The 16,654-nt window shown below is 71.3% G+C and carries 15 protein-coding genes; 9 read left to right on the top strand and 6 right to left on the bottom strand.

Annotated features, from left to right (window positions below):
- Window positions 1–164: 164 nt before the first annotated feature.
- From msrB to ACIOGZ_RS19155, 4 genes are all read right to left on the bottom strand, one after another.
- The gene (msrB, locus tag ACIOGZ_RS19170; RefSeq protein WP_063349491.1) at window positions 165–569 is read right to left on the bottom strand and encodes a peptide-methionine (R)-S-oxide reductase MsrB; all 405 of its coding nucleotides are present in this window, start codon (window positions 567–569) and stop codon (window positions 165–167) included.
- A 22-nt stretch (window positions 570–591) separates the two neighbouring features.
- Complete coding sequence (murC, locus tag ACIOGZ_RS19165) at window positions 592–2,022, bottom strand: UDP-N-acetylmuramate--L-alanine ligase (protein WP_400986526.1); 1,431 nt, start codon at window positions 2,020–2,022, stop codon at window positions 592–594.
- 104 nt (window positions 2,023–2,126) lie between these two features.
- Window positions 2,127–2,588, bottom strand: a complete 462-nt coding sequence (locus ACIOGZ_RS19160; RefSeq protein WP_350885822.1) for an indole-3-glycerol phosphate synthase — start codon at window positions 2,586–2,588, stop codon at window positions 2,127–2,129.
- 66 nt (window positions 2,589–2,654) lie between these two features.
- Window positions 2,655–3,422, bottom strand: coding sequence for a pyrimidine reductase family protein (locus ACIOGZ_RS19155; protein ID WP_400986525.1), 768 nt, complete (start codon window positions 3,420–3,422; stop codon window positions 2,655–2,657).
- A 102-nt stretch (window positions 3,423–3,524) separates the two neighbouring features.
- On the opposite strand from ACIOGZ_RS19155, the gene zapE reads away from it, so the two are divergent.
- The 6 genes from zapE (at window position 3,525) to ACIOGZ_RS19125 (ending at window position 9,216) form a co-directional block, all read left to right on the top strand.
- Window positions 3,525–4,571: a cell division protein ZapE gene (gene zapE / locus ACIOGZ_RS19150; RefSeq protein WP_350885869.1), complete on the top strand. Its 1,047-nt coding sequence runs from the start codon at window positions 3,525–3,527 to the stop codon at window positions 4,569–4,571.
- A 4-nt stretch (window positions 4,572–4,575) separates the two neighbouring features.
- On the top strand, window positions 4,576–4,716 hold the full coding sequence (locus ACIOGZ_RS19145; RefSeq protein WP_363627959.1) for a hypothetical protein: 141 nt from the start codon (window positions 4,576–4,578) through the stop codon (window positions 4,714–4,716).
- A 26-nt stretch (window positions 4,717–4,742) separates the two neighbouring features.
- A complete protein-coding gene (locus ACIOGZ_RS19140; RefSeq protein WP_363627958.1) occupies window positions 4,743–5,021 on the top strand; it encodes a helix-turn-helix transcriptional regulator in 279 nt (92 codons plus the stop codon).
- Window positions 5,022–5,064: 43 nt separating this feature from the next.
- On the top strand, window positions 5,065–7,158 hold the full coding sequence (gene uvrB, locus ACIOGZ_RS19135; RefSeq protein ID WP_363580420.1) for an excinuclease ABC subunit UvrB: 2,094 nt from the start codon (window positions 5,065–5,067) through the stop codon (window positions 7,156–7,158).
- Window positions 7,159–7,439: 281 nt separating this feature from the next.
- A complete protein-coding gene (locus ACIOGZ_RS19130; protein WP_363580422.1) occupies window positions 7,440–8,018 on the top strand; it encodes a TerD family protein in 579 nt (192 codons plus the stop codon).
- 217 nt (window positions 8,019–8,235) lie between these two features.
- On the top strand, window positions 8,236–9,216 hold the full coding sequence (locus tag ACIOGZ_RS19125) for a TerC family protein (protein ID WP_363580424.1): 981 nt from the start codon (window positions 8,236–8,238) through the stop codon (window positions 9,214–9,216).
- A gap of 80 nt (window positions 9,217–9,296) precedes the next feature.
- Here the strand turns inward: ACIOGZ_RS19125 and ACIOGZ_RS19120 are convergent, their stop codons facing one another.
- Both ACIOGZ_RS19120 and ACIOGZ_RS19115 read right to left on the bottom strand, forming a co-directional pair.
- On the bottom strand, window positions 9,297–9,950 hold the full coding sequence (locus tag ACIOGZ_RS19120) for an MBL fold metallo-hydrolase (RefSeq protein WP_363580426.1): 654 nt from the start codon (window positions 9,948–9,950) through the stop codon (window positions 9,297–9,299).
- 48 nt (window positions 9,951–9,998) lie between these two features.
- On the bottom strand, window positions 9,999–10,733 hold the full coding sequence (locus ACIOGZ_RS19115) for a maleylpyruvate isomerase family mycothiol-dependent enzyme (RefSeq protein ID WP_363580428.1): 735 nt from the start codon (window positions 10,731–10,733) through the stop codon (window positions 9,999–10,001).
- Between the two features lie 268 nt (window positions 10,734–11,001).
- Between ACIOGZ_RS19115 and uvrA the strand changes: the two genes are divergently transcribed.
- From uvrA to uvrC, 3 genes are all read left to right on the top strand, one after another.
- Window positions 11,002–13,911, top strand: a complete 2,910-nt coding sequence (gene uvrA, locus ACIOGZ_RS19110) for an excinuclease ABC subunit UvrA (RefSeq protein WP_350885808.1) — start codon at window positions 11,002–11,004, stop codon at window positions 13,909–13,911.
- A 111-nt stretch (window positions 13,912–14,022) separates the two neighbouring features.
- Window positions 14,023–14,466: a Rieske (2Fe-2S) protein gene (locus ACIOGZ_RS19105; RefSeq protein ID WP_363580430.1), complete on the top strand. Its 444-nt coding sequence runs from the start codon at window positions 14,023–14,025 to the stop codon at window positions 14,464–14,466.
- Window positions 14,467–14,562: 96 nt separating this feature from the next.
- Window positions 14,563–16,644 (top strand): excinuclease ABC subunit UvrC, encoded by a 2,082-nt coding sequence (gene uvrC, locus ACIOGZ_RS19100; protein WP_400986523.1) that lies wholly within the window; start codon window positions 14,563–14,565, stop codon window positions 16,642–16,644.
- Window positions 16,645–16,654 lie beyond the last annotated feature (10 nt).

The following is a 16,654-nucleotide window of genomic DNA, read 5'->3' as shown; positions in this document are numbered from 1 at the left end:
ACGGCCTGAGCCCCGACGGCCTGAGCCCCGACGGCCTGAGCCCCGGCGGCCCGCCCCTCGGCGGCCCGGACCCTGCTGGTCCGGGCCCCGGCGGCCCGGGACGCACGAGGGCCCGGGCGTCCGTCCGTACGGAAACCCGGGCCTCGCGGCGCGACCGGCCGGCCCTACTCGGCCGGCTTCAGCGTCAGCGAGACGCTGTTGATGCAGTACCGCTGGTCGGTCGGCGTGCCGTAGCCCTCGCCCTCGAAGACGTGGCCCAGGTGCCCGCCGCAGCGGGCGCAGCGCACCTCGACCCGGCGCATGCCGAGCGTGGTGTCCTCGATGTACTGGACCCGGTCCCCGGCCAGCGGCGCGTAGTACGACGGCCAGCCGCAGTGGCTGTCGAACTTGGTCTCGGAGCTGAACAGCTCCGCGCCGCAGGCCCGGCAGCCGTAGACGCCGACGGTCTTGGTGTCGGTGTACTCACCGGTGAACGGGCGCTCGGTGCCGGCCTCGCGGAGCACGTGGTACTCCTCGGGGCTCAGCTCGTCCCGCCACTCGGCCTCGGTCTTCTCGATCTCGTAGCTCATCACGGCTCCCGGTCGGGGTACGTCAGACGTTGGAGGCAACGTTCGAGAGGTGCTGCACGCTTCCCCGGATCTCCTCCAGGATGGCGGGGCCCAGGTTGGTGACGTCGCCGGCACCCATGGTGAGCAGCAGGTCGCCGGGGCGGGCCAGGCCGGCCAGCACGGCGGGGGCGGCGGCGAAGGAGTGCTCGGCGGTGACGTCGGCGCCGGCCCGGTGGGCGGCGTCGATGATCAGCTCGCTGGTCACGCCGGGGATCGGGTCCTCGCGGGCCGGGTAGATGTCCAGCACCACCGAGGCGTCGGCCAGCGCCAGGGCCCGGCCCATCTCCTCGGCGAGCTGCTGGGTGCGGCTGAACAGGTGCGGCTGGAAGACCACCAGCACCCGGCCCTCGCCCTCCAGGCCCTCCCGGATCGCCTCCAGGTCGGCGGTCATCTCGGTGGGGTGGTGGGCGTAGGAGTCGATCACCTGGACGCCGCCGGCCTCGCCCTTGAGCTGGAGGCGGCGCCGCACGCCGGTGTAGGCGCCCAGGGCCTTGGCCAGGTCGGCGGCCGGGACGCCCAGTGCGACGCCGGCGGCCAGCGCGGCGACCGCGTTGTGCGCGTAGTGCCGGCCGGGCACCGAGACGGTGAAGGACAGCTCGGCGCCGTCCAGCTCGACGGTGACCTCGCTGGTCATGCCGCGGGCGACCACCGAGCGGACCCGGACGTCGGCGTCCTCGGCGGCGCCGACGGTCACCACGGTGAGGCCCTCGCGGCCGGCCACCCGGGCGGTCAGTTCGCGGGCGCCGTCGTGGTCGGCGGAGACCACCAGGGTGCCGCCGGGGGTGATCCGGCCGACGAAGGTCTCGAAGGACTCGTAGATCTCCTCGATCGAGGCGTAGTTGGCGTGGTGGTCCAGCTCCACGTTGAGCACGATCGCCACCTCGGGCGCGTACTTGTGGAAGCTGCGGTCGCTCTCGTCGGCCTCGGCGACGAAGATCTCGCCGGCGCCGTGGTGGGCGTTGGAGCCGGGCGTGTCGAGGTCGCCGCCGATCGCGTAGGACGGGTCCAGGCCCAGTTCGCCGAGGGCGACGGCGAGCATGCTGGTGGTGGTGGTCTTGCCGTGGGTGCCGGCCACCGCCAGCGCCCGGCGGCCGCCCATCAGGGCGGCCAGCGCGTCGGAGCGGTGCACCACCGGGATGCCGCGCTCGTGGGCGGCGGCCAGCTCCGGGTTGTCGGCGCGGATCGCGCTGGAGACCACCACGCTGCTGGTGCCGTCCGGCACGTGCTCGGCGGCGTGGCCGACGTGCACGGTCGCGCCGAGGGCGCGCAGCGCGAGGACGGTCTCGGACTCCTTGGAGTCGCTGCCGGAGACGCTGGCGCCGCGCACCGCGAGGATCTTCGCCAGGCCGGACATCCCGGCGCCGCCGATGCCGATGAAGTGCGGGGCGTGCAGGTCGTGCGCGGCGTCGTTCAAGGCGGGGCTCCGTAGGGCGGGGGCGGAATGGTCGGGCGGACGGGATGGGGAATCGTCCTCGCGGGCGGACCGCAAGGACGATTCTGCACCACCGGCCGGGATCCCTAGGAGTCGCTGGCGAACAGCCGCAGCACCGGGACCCCCACCTTGTGCCGGGCCTGGGAGGCCCAGTCGCGGTGGAAGAACTCCTCGACGAAGTGCGGTGAGGTGAGCACCACCACCTCGTCCGCGCGGTGCTCCTCGACCGCCGCCCGCAGCCGGTCCAGTGGCTTCTCCTCGACCAGCTCGCCGACCGCCTCGGCCCCGGCCGCGCGCAGGTGGCGCAGGCTGTGTTCGAGCGACTCGGAGGCCACGGTTGGCCCGGACTCGGACTCGTCGTGCTCGTGCACCACCTTGTCGAGGTGGCCGAGCGCCACGTCGTCCAGCGCCCGCAGCAGCTCGTCCTGCTTGCCGCGCGGCTGCATCAGGACGACGAAGGAGACCTTCTCGTCGCTGTGGAGCGTGGTGACGAGTTCCACGTCCGCGTCGGAGAGAGCCTTTTCGATCATCAGTACCGTCTTGAACACGTGAGTCCCTTCCAGTGGCCGGCCCCCGGGCCCCGGCATCGCATTAACGGGATCACGACCCGTCGGTCACGGGGTCGGCGGACGCATGTAGCGGGTGAAGAGGAATCCTTTCTGCTCGATCAATGAGACCAGCCGCATCCGCTGCACGTCAGGCATTTCCGCATCGCGGATGATGCGCGGCGCGTCGCCGCCCGTGATCAACGGAGCCAGCGACAGGCACAACTCGTCCAGCAGACCCGCCGCCGCCAGCTGCCCCAGCAGCCGCGGGCCGCCCTCGCTCAGCAACCGCGTCCAGCCCCGCTCCGCCAGCGCCGACACGCCCGCCCGCAGGTCCACCGCCCCCTCCCCGGCGAGCACCAGGTCGGCCACCTCGGCGACCGCCCGGCGGCGCTCCTCGGGCGCGTCCGCGGTGGTGATCACCACCGTTCTGACCAGCGGGGCGGTGAGCAGCGGCGCGGTCAGGTCCAGGGTCAGCGAGCGGCTCACGATCGCGATCGCCGGAGCCGGGGCCTGCCCGGCCGCCGCCCGCGCCGCCGCGAACTCGGCCCGGGCCCGGGCCGGCCGGTAGCCCTCCGCGCGGACCGTCTCCGCGCCCACCAGCACCACGTCCGACAGCGCGCGCAGCACACCGAAGATCCGCTTGTCGGCGTCCCCGGACAGGCCCTCCGAGAGGCCCCCCAGCCTCGCCCCGCCGTCCAGACCGGCCACCATGTTGGCGCGCAGCCAGGGCCGCCCCCGATTCACCTGGTCGGGGTACGCGTAGACGGCGGCGAGCGACTCCAGCGAGGCCGGGTCCACGACCGGCTCGCCCAGCGGGCTGATCAACTGTTGCATGCCCTCAGTCTTCCACCGGCCGCCGTCCCGAGGGGCCTGGGACCAGGCGTACCCTCTACTAACGTGCCAGCAGCCCCCCGCCCCGACACCGCGACCGAGTCCATAGCCGCCGCGAGCGCGGCCGGCTCCCCGATCGCGCTCGCCGACCGCCGCCCCGTCGTGCCCGCCGAGCGGCTGGTCGCCGAGATGGTCCCGCCGCCCCGGTTCTCCGACGTGAGCTTCGGGACGTACATTCCGGACCCGAACCAGCCCAGCCAGTACGAGGCCGTCCAGGTCCTGGAGCAGTTCGCCACCACCCTCGGCGGGGGAAACGGTTCCGCACCCAAGCGCAGCTGGTTCCGCCGCTCCGCCCCGGCGCCCACCGGCCCGGCCGGTGTGTACCTCGACGGCGGCTACGGCGTCGGCAAGACCCACCTGCTCGCCTCGCTCTGGCACGCCGCCCCCGGCCCCAAGGCCTTCGGCACCTTCGTCGAGCTGACCAACCTGGTCGGTGCGCTCGGCTTCCAGCAGGCCGTCCGGACCCTCTCCGGGCACACGCTGCTGTGCATCGACGAGTTCGAGCTCGACGACCCGGGCGACACCGTCCTCGTCTCCACGCTGCTCGGCCGCCTCGTCGACAACGGCGTCAAGCTCTGCGCCACCTCGAACACCCTGCCGGAGAAGCTCGGCGAGGGCCGCTTCGCCGCCGCCGACTTCCTGCGCGAGATCCAGGGCCTGTCCGCGCACTTCCGCCCGATGCGGATCGACGGCCAGGACTACCGCCACCGCGGCCTCCCGGACGCCCCGCCGCCCTACCCCGACGCGGCCGTCGACGCCGTCGCCGCCCGGACCCCCGGCGCCTCCCTGGACGACTTCGACACCCTCCTCGCCCACCTCTCCGCCGTCCACCCCAGCCGCTACGGCGCGCTGCTCGACGACGTCACCGCCGTCTGCCTGCGCGGCGTCCGCCAGGTCGACGACCAGTCCACCGCCCTGCGCCTGGTCGTCCTCGCCGACCGCATGTACGACCGCGAGCTCCCCATCACCGCCTCCGGCCTCCCCTTCGACCAGGTCTTCCCCGACGACATGCTCCGCGGCGGCTACCGCAAGAAGTACCTCCGCGCCATCTCCCGGCTGGTAGCCCTCGCCCGCGACAGCGCGAAGACCTGAGCCCGTGACCCCCGCCCCGGCCGGGCGCTGCTCCCGGGCCCTGTCCGGCAAGATCAGCCGGACAGGGCCCGGCGGAGCAGAGCGTGAGGCCGAGCATCTGCCCGCTGCCGACCACGACGTCTACGACCGGGAGGAGCAGCGGTGAGCAGCGGTTGTCACACGCGGTGGGTCGTGCCGCCGGAGCATCGGGAGAGCGAGCAGTACCGGCCGGCCGGGCGGCGGATGGCGCCGGCCGAGGCCGTGTACGCCCGCCGCTCCGCTCTCGGCTGGACGCTCGCCGAACTCGCGGAGCGGTCCGGGCTGGACGAGGCGACGGTCGAGAGCATCGAGGAGAGCGGCGTCGATCCGGCCCTGCCGCTGATCGAACGCCTCGCCGCCGACTTCGACTCGGTCGTCCGCATCGACCCGGCCCGCGAGCCGGCCATGAGGTTCGAGGGGCACGCGGCCTGAGGGAGCCGCACCGCTTGTCGGTGGTGGGTCGTACGGTGGACTCGTGCGACCCATCACGAGTATTGAGCGGTCAGTGGCGCCCTTCGAGGTCGTCAGTCCCTTCCAGCCGAACGGGGACCAGCCGGCGGCGATCGCCGAGCTGGAGCGGCGGATCAAGGGCGGGGAGAAGGACGTCGTCCTGCTCGGTGCCACCGGTACCGGGAAGTCGGCCACCACGGCCTGGATGATCGAGCGGCTGCAGCGGCCCACCCTGGTGATGGCGCCGAACAAGACGCTGGCCGCCCAGCTGGCGAACGAGTTCCGCGAGCTGCTGCCGAACAACGCGGTCGAGTACTTCGTCTCGTACTACGACTACTACCAGCCCGAGGCGTACGTCCCGCAGACGGACACCTACATCGAGAAGGACTCCTCGATCAACGAGGAGGTCGAGCGGCTGCGGCACTCGGCGACCAACTCGCTGCTGACCAGGCGGGACGTGATCGTGGTCGCGTCGGTGTCCTGCATCTACGGCCTCGGCACCCCGCAGGAGTACGTGGACCGGATGGTCCCACTCAAGGTCGGCGAGGAGATCGACCGGGACGTCCTGCTGCGCCGTTTCGTGGACATCCAGTACGCCCGCAACGACGTGGCGTTCACTCGGGGCACCTTCCGGGTCCGCGGCGACACCATCGAGATCTTCCCGGTCTACGAGGAGCTGGCCGTCCGGATCGAGATGTTCGGCGACGAGATCGAGGCGCTGTACACCCTGCACCCCCTCACCGGCGAGATCATCAGCCAGGACGAGTCGGTGTACGTCTTCCCCGCCTCGCACTACGTGGCCGGCCCGGAGCGCATGGAGCGGGCGATCACCGGCATCGAGAAGGAGCTGGAGGAGACGCTCGCCCGGCAGGAGAAGCAGGGCAAGCTGCTGGAGGCCCAGCGGCTGCGCATGCGCACCACCTACGACATCGAGATGCTGCGCCAGATCGGCACCTGCTCGGGCGTCGAGAACTACTCGATGCACTTCGACGGCCGCGAGCCCGGCTCCCCGCCGAACACCCTGCTCGACTACTTCCCGGAGGACTTCCTCCTGGTCATCGACGAGTCGCACGTCACGGTCCCGCAGATCGGCGCGATGTACGAGGGCGACGCCTCGCGCAAGCGCACCCTGGTGGAGCACGGCTTCCGGCTGCCCTCCGCGATGGACAACCGCCCGCTGAAGTGGGAGGAGTTCCTGGGGCGGATCGACCAGACGGTGTACCTGTCGGCGACGCCCGGCCCGTACGAGCTGTCCCGCGGCGACGGCCAGGTCGAGCAGATCATCCGCCCGACCGGTCTGATCGACCCGGAGGTGATCGTCAAGCCGACCGAGGGCCAGATCGACGACCTGGTGCACGAGGTCCGCAAGCGGGTGGAGCGGGACGAGCGCGTCCTGGTGACCACGCTGACCAAGAAGATGGCCGAGGACCTCACCGACTACATGCTCGGCCTGGACATCCGGGTCCGGTACCTGCACAGCGACGTGGACACCCTGCGCCGGGTGGAGCTGCTGCGCGAGCTGCGCGCGGGCAGGTACGACGTGCTGGTCGGCATCAACCTGCTGCGCGAGGGCCTGGACCTGCCGGAGGTGTCGCTGGTGGCGATCCTGGACGCGGACAAGGAGGGCTTCCTGCGCTCCGGCACCTCGCTGATCCAGACGATCGGGCGGGCCGCCCGAAACGTCTCGGGCCAGGTGCACATGTACGCGGACCGGATCACCCCGTCGATGGAGAAGGCGATCGACGAGACCAACCGCCGCCGGGTCGTGCAGCAGGCGTACAACAAGAAGCACGGGATCGATCCGCAGCCGCTGCGGAAGAAGATCGGCGACATCCTGGACACCCTCGCCCGCGAGGACGTGGACACCGACGAGCTGCTGTCCACCGGCTACCGCGGGGCCGCCGGGAAGGGCAAGGCCCCGGTGCCGGCCCTGGGCATGGAGCGCAAGCAGGGCGAGAGCCTGCCGGCCGCCGAGCTGGCGGAGCTGATCCAGTCGATGACGGACCGGATGCACGCGGCCGCCGCCGACCTCCAGTTCGAGGTCGCGGCCCGGCTGCGCGACGAGGTGAAGGAGCTGAAGCGGGAGCTGCGCCAGATGAGGGAGGCCGGCGTGGCCTGAGCGGGGGCCGAGGGGCCGACGGGGGTCTGAGGCGGGTCGAGGCGGCCGCCGGGCCGGGCCGGTGTGACACCGGTCAAGCCCGGCGGTGTCTCAGCCTTGCCACAATGCGGCGACCGCCGGGAGGTGCGGGGTGCCGCAGGCCCTAGGCTGGCCTGCGGCATCGACCTCGGGACGGGGTGGTGCGACAGCAACAGGGGGCCTCAGCCGGGGGACGGCACGGGGTGTTCCACCGTGGCGCCGCGCGGGGAGCGACCGCGTGGCCGGGTAGAGAGGACAACGCCGTGTCGGTGAACCTTGCCAAGGGACAGCGGGTCAGTCTCCAGAAGGGGCCGGGCGGCGCGTTGACCGTGGTCCGGATGGGGCTCGGCTGGCAGGCCGCGCCGAAGCGGGGCCTGTTCGGCAGCCGCACCAGGACGATCGACCTGGACGCGTCGGCGCTCCTGTACGCCGAGAAGACCCCGTCCGACGTGGTGTTCTTCCAGCACCTGGAGAGCACGGACGGTTCCGTCCGGCACACCGGGGACAACCTGGAGGGCGGCTCGGGCACGGAGGACGACGAGGCGATCCTGGTGGACCTGCTGCACGTGCCGGCGCACATCACCCAGGTGGTGTTCACGGTGAGCTCGTACACCGGGCAGACCTTCGCGGAGGTGCGGGGCGCCCACTGCCGGCTGGTGGACGAGACCACGGGCGAGGAGCTGGCCCGGTACGAGCTGGCCGGGGGAGGGTCGCACACCGGGCAGATCATGGCGAAGGTGTTCCGTGACGGGGCCGGCGGCTGGGAGATGCAGGCGATCGGCGCGCCGGCCAAGGGGCGGACCTTCCAGGACCTGCTGCCGGCGATCGAGCCGTACCTCTGACGGTTCTTTACCTTCTTTACCTTTCTTTGGGCTTCCTGTTACTCTCGATGGCAGCGGAGGGGAGTATTCCCCTGCAGTTGTCCCCGTCATCACGGGCGCCCACGAGCGGCGCCCCGGGGCGCTGGTCCGTGCGGACGCCCCGAGAGCGGGCCCGACGGGCGGAAGAGACCTCCGGCAGTGACGATGACTGTCTCGCCTACCTGCCGGAGGAGCAGTAGTGGACGTTTCCATAGCCATGTGGGTCACCACGATCGGTGTGTTGATCGCACTGATCGTGGCGGACTTCTTCATCGGAGGGCGCAAGCCGCACGAGGTCTCGGTCAAGGAGGCCGGGATCTGGACCGCGGTCTGGATCGTGCTGGCGCTGATCTTCGGCGGGTTCCTCTGGTGGCACTCCGGCGCGCAGCCGGCCGGTGAGTTCTTCGCCGGTTACATCACCGAGAAGTCGCTCAGTGTCGACAACCTGTTCGTCTTCATCCTGATCATGGGCAAGTTCGCGGTGCCGAGGATCTACCAGCAGCGCGTGCTGATGTTCGGTGTGATCATCGCGCTGGTGCTGCGGGCGGTCTTCATCGCCGGCGGCGCGGCGCTGGTCACCCAGTTCTCCTGGGTGTTCTTCATCTTCGGCGCCTTCCTGATCTGGACCGCCTGGAAGCTGATCAAGGAGGCCCGGGCGGGCGAGGAGGAGGACGAGTTCGAGGAGAACCGCCTGCTCAAGTCGATCGAGCGGCGCTTCCCGTCCACCGACACGTACCACGGCACCAAGCTCTTCATCCGGGAGAACGGCCGCCGGCTGATGACCCCGATGCTGATCGTGATGCTGGCGATCGGCACCACGGACGTGCTGTTCGCGCTGGACTCCATCCCGGCGATCTTCGGCCTCACCCAGGACCCGTACATCGTCTTCACCGCCAACGCCTTCGCCCTGATGGGCCTGCGCCAGCTGTACTTCCTGATCGGCGGCCTGCTGAAGAAGCTGGTCCACCTGTCGTACGGCCTGTCGGTGATCCTCGGCTTCATCGGCGTGAAGCTGGTGCTGCACGCGGCGCACGAGGCGGGCGCGAACGTGCCGGAGATCGGCATCCCGCTCTCGCTGGGCGTCATCGTGGTCGTGCTGGCCGTCACCACGGTGACCAGCCTGATCGCCTCGAAGAAGCAGGAGCGGGCCGAGCGCGAGGCCCAGAAGCTGGACGCCTGACCCCCGCGTGACGGCCGAGGCCCCCGCGACCCGAAAGGGGTCGCGGGGGCCTCGTCGTGCCCGGTGCCCGGAGGCCGAGGTCACCAGCCGCGCTCGCGCCACTCGTCGAGGTGCGGGCGCTCGGCGCCGAGGGTGGTGTCGTTGCCGTGGCCGGGGTAGACCCAGGCCTCGTCCGGCAGCACGTCGAAGACCTTCTCGGTGACGTCTCGCAAGAGCGTGCGGAAGGCCTCCGGGTCGCCCCAGGTGTTGCCGACGCCACCGGGGAAGAGGCAGTCGCCGGTGAAGACGTGCGGGTGGCCCTGCGGGTCGTCGTAGACCAGCACGATCGCGCCCGGGGTGTGTCCGACCAGGTGCCGGACGGTGAGTTCCACGTCGCCGACCCGCAGCTTGTCGCCGTCCGCGAGCAGCAGCTCGGTGGGCACGTCGACGCCCTCGGCGTCGTGCGCGCCGGCGGCGGTGCGAGCCCCCGTCACCGCGACCACCTCGGCGAGCGCGGCCCAGTGGTCGTGATGCCGGTGGGTGGTGACCACGGTGGCCAGCTCGTCGCCGATGGTCTCCAGCAGCACTGGGGCGTCGGCGGCCGCGTCGATCAGCAGCTGCTCGTCGGTGGCCCGGCAGCGCAGCAGGTAGGCGTTGTTGTCGTACGGGCCGACGGCCACCTTGGTGATGATCAGGTGCGCCAGCTCCCGCACGTCCGGCGGCCCGCCGACCTTGACCGCTCCGTGGTACGTCATCCGTCCGCTCCTCGTCCGGTGAAGGGGTTCAGGATCATCTTCGCGCCGTCAGCCCAGCGGGGGAAGCTGGGGGAGGGCGGTGTCGGGGGTGGCCCGGAGGTCGGCGCCGTCGGAGCGGCCGGAGAGCCAGGCGAGCAGGGAGCGGAGGGGGCCCCGGACGGTGAGGGCGGGCTCGCCGGTGCCGATCAGGCCGATGTCCCCGGTGTCCTCGGCGACGAGCTCGACGCCGGGCAGGGCGGCGCCGTGCAGCTTGTTGGCGATCTTGTGGAACTCGGTGACGGCGAAGACCTCCGGCCAGTGCGCGGGGGTGTGGCCGGCGTCCAGGTCGACGTGGTGGTACTCGACCTCGGCGAGGCGCTTCCACGGGAGGTCGTGGGCGGGGAAGACGTAGCCGGTGCGGTGGCGGACCTCGACCGTCCAGGCATCGGCGGGCAGCAGCGCGGCGGCCGCGGCGAAGCGCTCGCGGGAGTCGCGCAGGTCGGCGAGCTGGACGTCGACCGGGCGGGGCGCGCCCTCCTCGATCTGCCGGTCGCGGGCCTCGGTGCTGGCGTACTGCGGGATGTCGGTGCCGGTGCGGGCGCCGTCCAGCAGGTTGACCAGGGAGTCGGCGTTGCGGGCGAGGTGGGCCAGCACGTGACCGCGGGTCCAGCCGGGCAGGGCGGAGGGCTCGGCGACGGCCTCGGGCTTCAGCTCGGCGACGGTGTGCAGCAGGTGCCGGGTGCTCTCCTCGACCAGGGCCAGGTACTGCGCGGCGGCCTCGGCGGCGGTCTGCGGGTCGGTCATCGGATCGGCCTTCTGTGGGAGACGGCGCGTTGCCCGCGGGGGGCTCCGCTCGTTGACCAGCTGACGCTATCGCCGAATCCGACCGCTGAGCAGGGCCTTTTTCGGTCCGGGTACGGAGGGTCCGAGAGGCGCTCTCACTCGTTCGGGTGGACTCCACTGGACACGGTCGATATTCGAACGTCTGAGCTAGTAGGCTGGCTGCCGCATCCTGGAAGAAGCACACATCTCCCCGCAAGTCCTCTCGCCCCGGAGAAAGGCGCCAGAAGCAGTGGCCGACCGCCTCATCGTCCGCGGTGCTCGCGAGCACAACCTCAAGAACGTCTCGCTCGACCTGCCCCGCGACTCCCTCATCGTCTTCACGGGCCTCTCCGGCTCCGGCAAGTCCTCGCTCGCCTTCGACACGATCTTCGCCGAGGGCCAGCGCCGCTACGTCGAGTCGCTGTCCTCCTACGCCCGCCAGTTCCTCGGGCAGATGGACAAGCCCGATGTGGACTTCATCGAAGGCCTCTCCCCGGCCGTCTCGATCGATCAGAAGTCCACCAACCGCAACCCCCGTTCGACCGTCGGCACGATCACCGAGGTCTACGACTACCTGCGCCTGCTGTTCGCCCGGATCGGCAAGCCGCACTGCCCGCACTGCGGTCGCCCGATCGCCAAGCAGTCGCCGCAGGCGATCGTCGACAAGGTGCTGGAGCTCGCCGAGGGCACCCGGTTCCAGGTGCTCAGCCCGGTGGTGCGCGAGCGCAAGGGCGAGTTCGTCGACCTCTTCGCCGACCTCCAGTCCAAGGGCTACTCGCGCGCCCGGGTGGACGGCGAGACGATCCAGCTCGCCGAGCCGCCGAAGCTCAAGAAGCAGGAGAAGCACACCGTCGAGGTGGTCATCGACCGCCTGACCGTCAAGGAGAGCGCCAAGCGGCGGCTCACCGACTCGGTGGAGACGGCCCTGCGGCTGTCCGGCGGCATGGTCGTGCTCGACTTCGTCGACCTCGCGGAGGACGACCCGGAGCGCGAGCGGATGTACTCCGAGCACCTCTACTGCCCGTACGACGACGTGTCGTTCGAGGAACTGGAGCCGCGCTCGTTCTCCTTCAACTCGCCGTTCGGCGCCTGCCCGGACTGCTCGGGCCTGGGCAACCGGATGGAGGTCGACCCGGAGCTGGTCGTCCCGGACCCCGAGCGCTCGCTGGAGGAGGGCGCGATCCACCCGTGGTCGGCGGGCCACGCCAAGGAGTACTTCCAGCGGCTGATCGACGCGCTCGCCGGGGAGCTCGGCTTCCGTACCGACATCCCGTGGGCCGGGCTGCCGGCCCGCGCCAAGAAGGCGCTGCTGTACGGGCACAAGCACCAGGTGCAGGTCAGCTACCGCAACCGCTTCGGGCGCGAGCGCTCGTACAGCACCGGTTTCGAGGGCGCCGTCCCGTTCATCCAGCGCCGGCACACCGAGGCGGAGAGCGACAGCAGCCGCGAGCGCTTCGAGGGCTACATGCGCGAGGTGCCCTGCCCGACGTGCGAGGGCACCCGGCTCAAGCCGGTGGTGCTCGCGGTCACCGTCGAGGAGAAGTCGATCGCCGACGTCTCGGCGATGTCGATCAGCGACTGCGCCGAGTTCCTGGGCGCGATGAAGCTGAACGACCGGGACAAGCAGATCGCCGAGCGCGTCCTGAAGGAGGTCAACGAGCGGCTGCGCTTCCTGGTCGACGTCGGCCTGGACTACCTCTCGCTGAACCGCGCGGCCGGCACCCTGTCCGGCGGCGAGGCCCAGCGCATCCGGCTGGCCACCCAGATCGGCTCCGGCCTGGTCGGCGTGCTGTACGTGCTGGACGAGCCGTCCATCGGCCTGCACCAGCGGGACAACCACCGGCTGATCGAGACGCTGGTGCGGCTGCGCGACATCGGCAACACGCTGATCGTGGTCGAGCACGACGAGGACACCATCAAGACGGCGGACTGGGTGGTCGACATCGGCCCGGGCGCCGGCGAGCACGGCGGCAAGGTGGTGCACTCCGGCTCGTTGAAGGGGCTGCTGTCCAACAAGGAGTCGCTGACCGGCCAGTACCTCTCCGGCAAGCGGTCCATCCCGATCCCGGCGGGCCGCCGCGACCGGGACAAGAAGCGCCAGCTGACCGTCCACGGCGCCCGCGAGCACAACCTCAAGGACGTCACGGTCGGCTTCCCGCTCGGCACCTTCACCGCGATCACCGGCGTCTCCGGATCCGGCAAGTCGACGCTGGTCAACGACATCCTCTACACCCACCTCGCCCGGGAGCTGAACGGCGCCCGCAGCGTGCCCGGCCGGCACACCCGGATCACCGGCACCGACCTGGTGGACAAGGTGGTGCACGTCGACCAGTCGCCGATCGGGCGCACCCCGCGCTCCAACCCGGCCACCTACACCGGGGTGTTCGACCACGTGCGCCGGCTCTTCGCGGAGACCCAGGAGGCGAAGGTCCGCGGCTACCTGCCCGGCCGGTTCTCCTTCAACGTCAAGGGCGGCCGCTGCGAGAACTGCTCGGGCGACGGCACCATCAAGATCGAGATGAACTTCCTGCCGGACGTCTACGTGCCGTGCGAGGTCTGCCACGGCGCCCGGTACAACCGGGAGACGCTGGAGGTCCACTACAAGGGCAAGTCCATCTCCGAGGTGCTGGACATGCCGATCGAGGAGGCGCTGGCCTTCTTCGAGGCCGTCCCGGCGATCGCCCGGCACCTCAGGACGCTCAACGACGTCGGCCTCGGCTACGTCCGGCTCGGCCAGTCCGCGCCGACGCTCTCCGGCGGCGAGGCGCAGCGCGTCAAGCTCGCCTCCGAGCTGCAGAAGCGCTCCACCGGGCGGACGGTCTACGTGTTGGACGAGCCCACCACCGGCCTGCACTTCGAGGACATCAGCAAGCTGATCAAGGTGCTCAGCGGGCTGGTGGAGAAGGGCAACACGGTGATCGTCATCGAGCACAACCTCGATGTGATCAAGACCGCCGACTGGGTCGTCGACATGGGCCCCGAGGGCGGTTCCGGCGGCGGCATGGTGGTCGCCGAGGGCACCCCGGAGCAGATCGCCGCCGTCCCGGAGAGCCACACCGGCAAGTTCCTCCGGGACATCCTTCCGGGCGAGTTCGCGGACGCCCCGGTCGCCCCGGTGAAGAAGGCGCCGCGCAAGCGCGCCGCCGCGGCGAAGAAGTAGCGAAGAGGGAGAAGCGACCCGCTCCGCCGCCCCGCCCCCCGGGGCGGCGGAGCGGGTGCCGCATAGACTTCCGTGGTCCCTCGTAGGAAGCCGAACCGCAGGAGCGCACCGATGTCAGAGGCCCCCGAGACCAGCCCCGCCACCTCCCGCCGCACCGTGCTCTGCGGCGCCGCCGCCGTACTGGCGGCCGGCGGCACCGTGGCGGTCGCCGGCTGCGGTTCCTCCTCGGGCTCCTCCGGCGCCGGCAGCGCGGCCAAGAGCCCGGTGGACCTCGGCCCGGCCTCGGCGGTGCCGGAGGGCGGCGGCAAGGTCTTTCGCAACCAGAAGATCGTCGTGACCCAGCCGACCGCGGGGGAGTACAAGGCCTTCAGCGCCGTCTGCACCCACGCCGGCTGCGTCGTCGACCAGGTGAAGAGCCAGCAGATCCAGTGCCCCTGCCACGGCAGCCGGTTCGCCATCACCGACGGCGCCGTCCAGGACGGCCCGGCCCCCAGGCCGCTGCCCGCCTACGCCGTCACGGTCGACGGCGGGAACCTCAAGGTGACCCCGAGCTGAAGCAGTTGATCTCCGCCCAGTCGATCCCCGCCCCGTTGATCTCCGCCCCGTCGATCTCTCCTTCGCGGCCCCGGCCCCACTCGGTACGGTGGACCCATGGCTGACCCGAGCACCTACCGCCCGGCGCCGGGCGCGATCCCGACCTCACCGGGCGTCTACAAGTTCCGTGACGCCCACGGACGGGTCATCTACGTCGGCAAGGCCAAGAGCCTGCGGCCGCGCCTGTCGTCCTACTTCCAGGACCTGGCCGGCCTGCACCCGCGCACCGCGACCATGGTCACCACCGCCGCCTCGGTGGAGTGGACGGTGGTGGCCACCGAGGTCGAGGCGCTCCAGCTGGAGTATTCCTGGATCAAGGAGTTCGACCCGCGGTTCAACGTCAAGTACCGCGACGACAAGAGCTATCCGGAACTCGCCGTCACCCTCGACGAGGAGTACCCGCGGGTCCAGGTGATGCGCGGGGCGCACAAGAAGGGCGTGCGCTACTTCGGCCCGTACGGGCACGCCTGGGCGATCCGCGAGACGGTCGACCTGCTGCTACGCGTCTTCCCCGTCCGCACCTGCTCCAACGGCGTGTTCAAGCGCGCCCGGCAGGTCGGCCGGCCCTGCCTGCTCGGCTACATCGGCAAGTGCGCCGCGCCCTGCGTCGGCAAGGTCTCGCCGGACGAACACCGGGCGCTGGCCGAGGACTTCTGCGACTTCATGGCCGGGCGCACCGGCAACTACCTGCGCCGGCTGGAAGAGCAGATGCGGGAGGCCGCCGAGGAGATGGAGTACGAGAAGGCGGCCCGGCTGCGGGACGACATCGGCGCCCTCAAGCGCGCGATGGAGAAGAACGCCATCGTGCTCGCCGACGCCACCGACGCCGACCTGCTGGCCGTCGCCGAGGACGAGCTGGAGGCCGCCGTCCAGATCTTCCACGTCCGCGGCGGCCGGGTGCGCGGCCAGCGCGGCTGGGTCACCGACAAGGTCGAGGACGTCGACACCGCCGGCCTGGTCGAGCACGCCCTCCAGCAGCTCTACGGCGCCGCCGGCGGCCCGGACGAGCGCAACGAGTCCGTCCCGCGCGAGGTGCTCGTCCCCGCGCTGCCCGAGCCGGCCGGCCCGGTCCGGGACTGGCTGAGCGGCCTGCGCGGCAGCCAGGTCGACCTGCGGGTCCCGCAACGCGGCGACAAGAAGGACCTGATGGCCACCGTGCAGCGCAACGCCCAGCAGGCGCTGGCACTGCACAAGACCAAGCGCGCCTCCGACCTCACCACCCGCAGCCGCGCCCTGCAGGAGATCGCCGACGCGCTGGAGCTGGACTCGGTGCCGCTGCGCATCGAGTGCTTCGACATCTCCCACCTCCAGGGCGAGGACGTGGTCGCCTCGATGGTCGTCTTCGAGGACGGCCTGGCCCGCAAGAGCGAGTACCGGCGCTTCCAGATCAAGGGCTTCGAGGGCCAGGACGACGTCCGCTCGATGCACGAGGTGATCGGCCGGCGCTTCCGCCGCTACCTCCAGGAGCGCGAGCAGACCGGCGAGTGGGTCGTCCCCGAGGCCGACGACCCGGGCGCCGCCGCCGACGGCACCGGGGCCCCGGCCGGCCCGATCGACCCGGAGACGGGGCGTCCGCGCCGCTTCGCCTACCCGCCCCAACTGCTGGTCGTCGACGGCGGCCAGCCGCAGGTCGCCGCCGCCAAGCGCGCCCTGGACGAACTCGGCATCGACGACGTCGCGCTGTGCGGCCTGGCCAAGCGGCTGGAGGAGGTCTGGCTGCCCGGCGAGGACGACCCGGTCGTGCTGCCGCGCTCCAGCGAGGGCCTCTACCTGCTCCAGCGGGTCCGCGACGAGGCCCACCGCTTCGCGATCACCTACCAGCGCAGCAAGCGTTCCAAGCGACTCACCGCCGGGGAACTGGACTCCGTCCCGGGCCTCGGCGAGACTCGCCGCCAGGCGCTGCTCAAGCACTTCGGCTCGCTGAAGAGGCTCCGGGCCGCCACCGTCGACGAACTCTGCGCCGTACCCGGCATCGGACGCCGCACGGCGGAGACTGTTGCGGCGGCGTTGTCCTCCCGTACACCCGTCGCACCAGCGGTGAACACCGCTACCGGCGAGATCATCGAGGACGGGGCCGAACCGGCCGCCGAGCCGGTGGTCGCAGCATCCCAGACCGCACCATCCCAGGAGACGCCATGACGGTCGACGC

It is taken from the genome of Kitasatospora sp. NPDC088160, assembly GCF_044741445.1.
Lineage (GTDB): Bacteria > Actinomycetota > Actinomycetes > Streptomycetales > Streptomycetaceae > Kitasatospora.
The sequence above is the reverse complement of the archived record's forward strand: the minus strand, read 5'-3'. Positions and strand labels throughout refer to the sequence as shown.

What these genes read in the sequence shown, in the direction of transcription:
- msrB (WP_063349491.1), bottom strand. Translation starts at nt 569, where the DNA reads ATGAGCTACGAGATCGAGAAGACCGAGGCCGAGTGGCGGGACGAGCTG.
- ACIOGZ_RS19155 (WP_400986525.1), bottom strand. Translation starts at nt 3,422, where the DNA reads ATGCAACAGTTGATCAGCCCGCTGGGCGAGCCGGTCGTGGACCCGGCC.
- ACIOGZ_RS19120 (WP_363580426.1), bottom strand. Translation starts at nt 9,950, where the DNA reads ATGACGTACCACGGAGCGGTCAAGGTCGGCGGGCCGCCGGACGTGCGG.
- ACIOGZ_RS19115 (WP_363580428.1), bottom strand. Translation starts at nt 10,733, where the DNA reads ATGACCGACCCGCAGACCGCCGCCGAGGCCGCCGCGCAGTACCTGGCC.
- ACIOGZ_RS19105 (WP_363580430.1), top strand. Translation starts at nt 14,023, where the DNA reads ATGTCAGAGGCCCCCGAGACCAGCCCCGCCACCTCCCGCCGCACCGTG.
- uvrC (WP_400986523.1), top strand. Translation starts at nt 14,563, where the DNA reads ATGGCTGACCCGAGCACCTACCGCCCGGCGCCGGGCGCGATCCCGACC.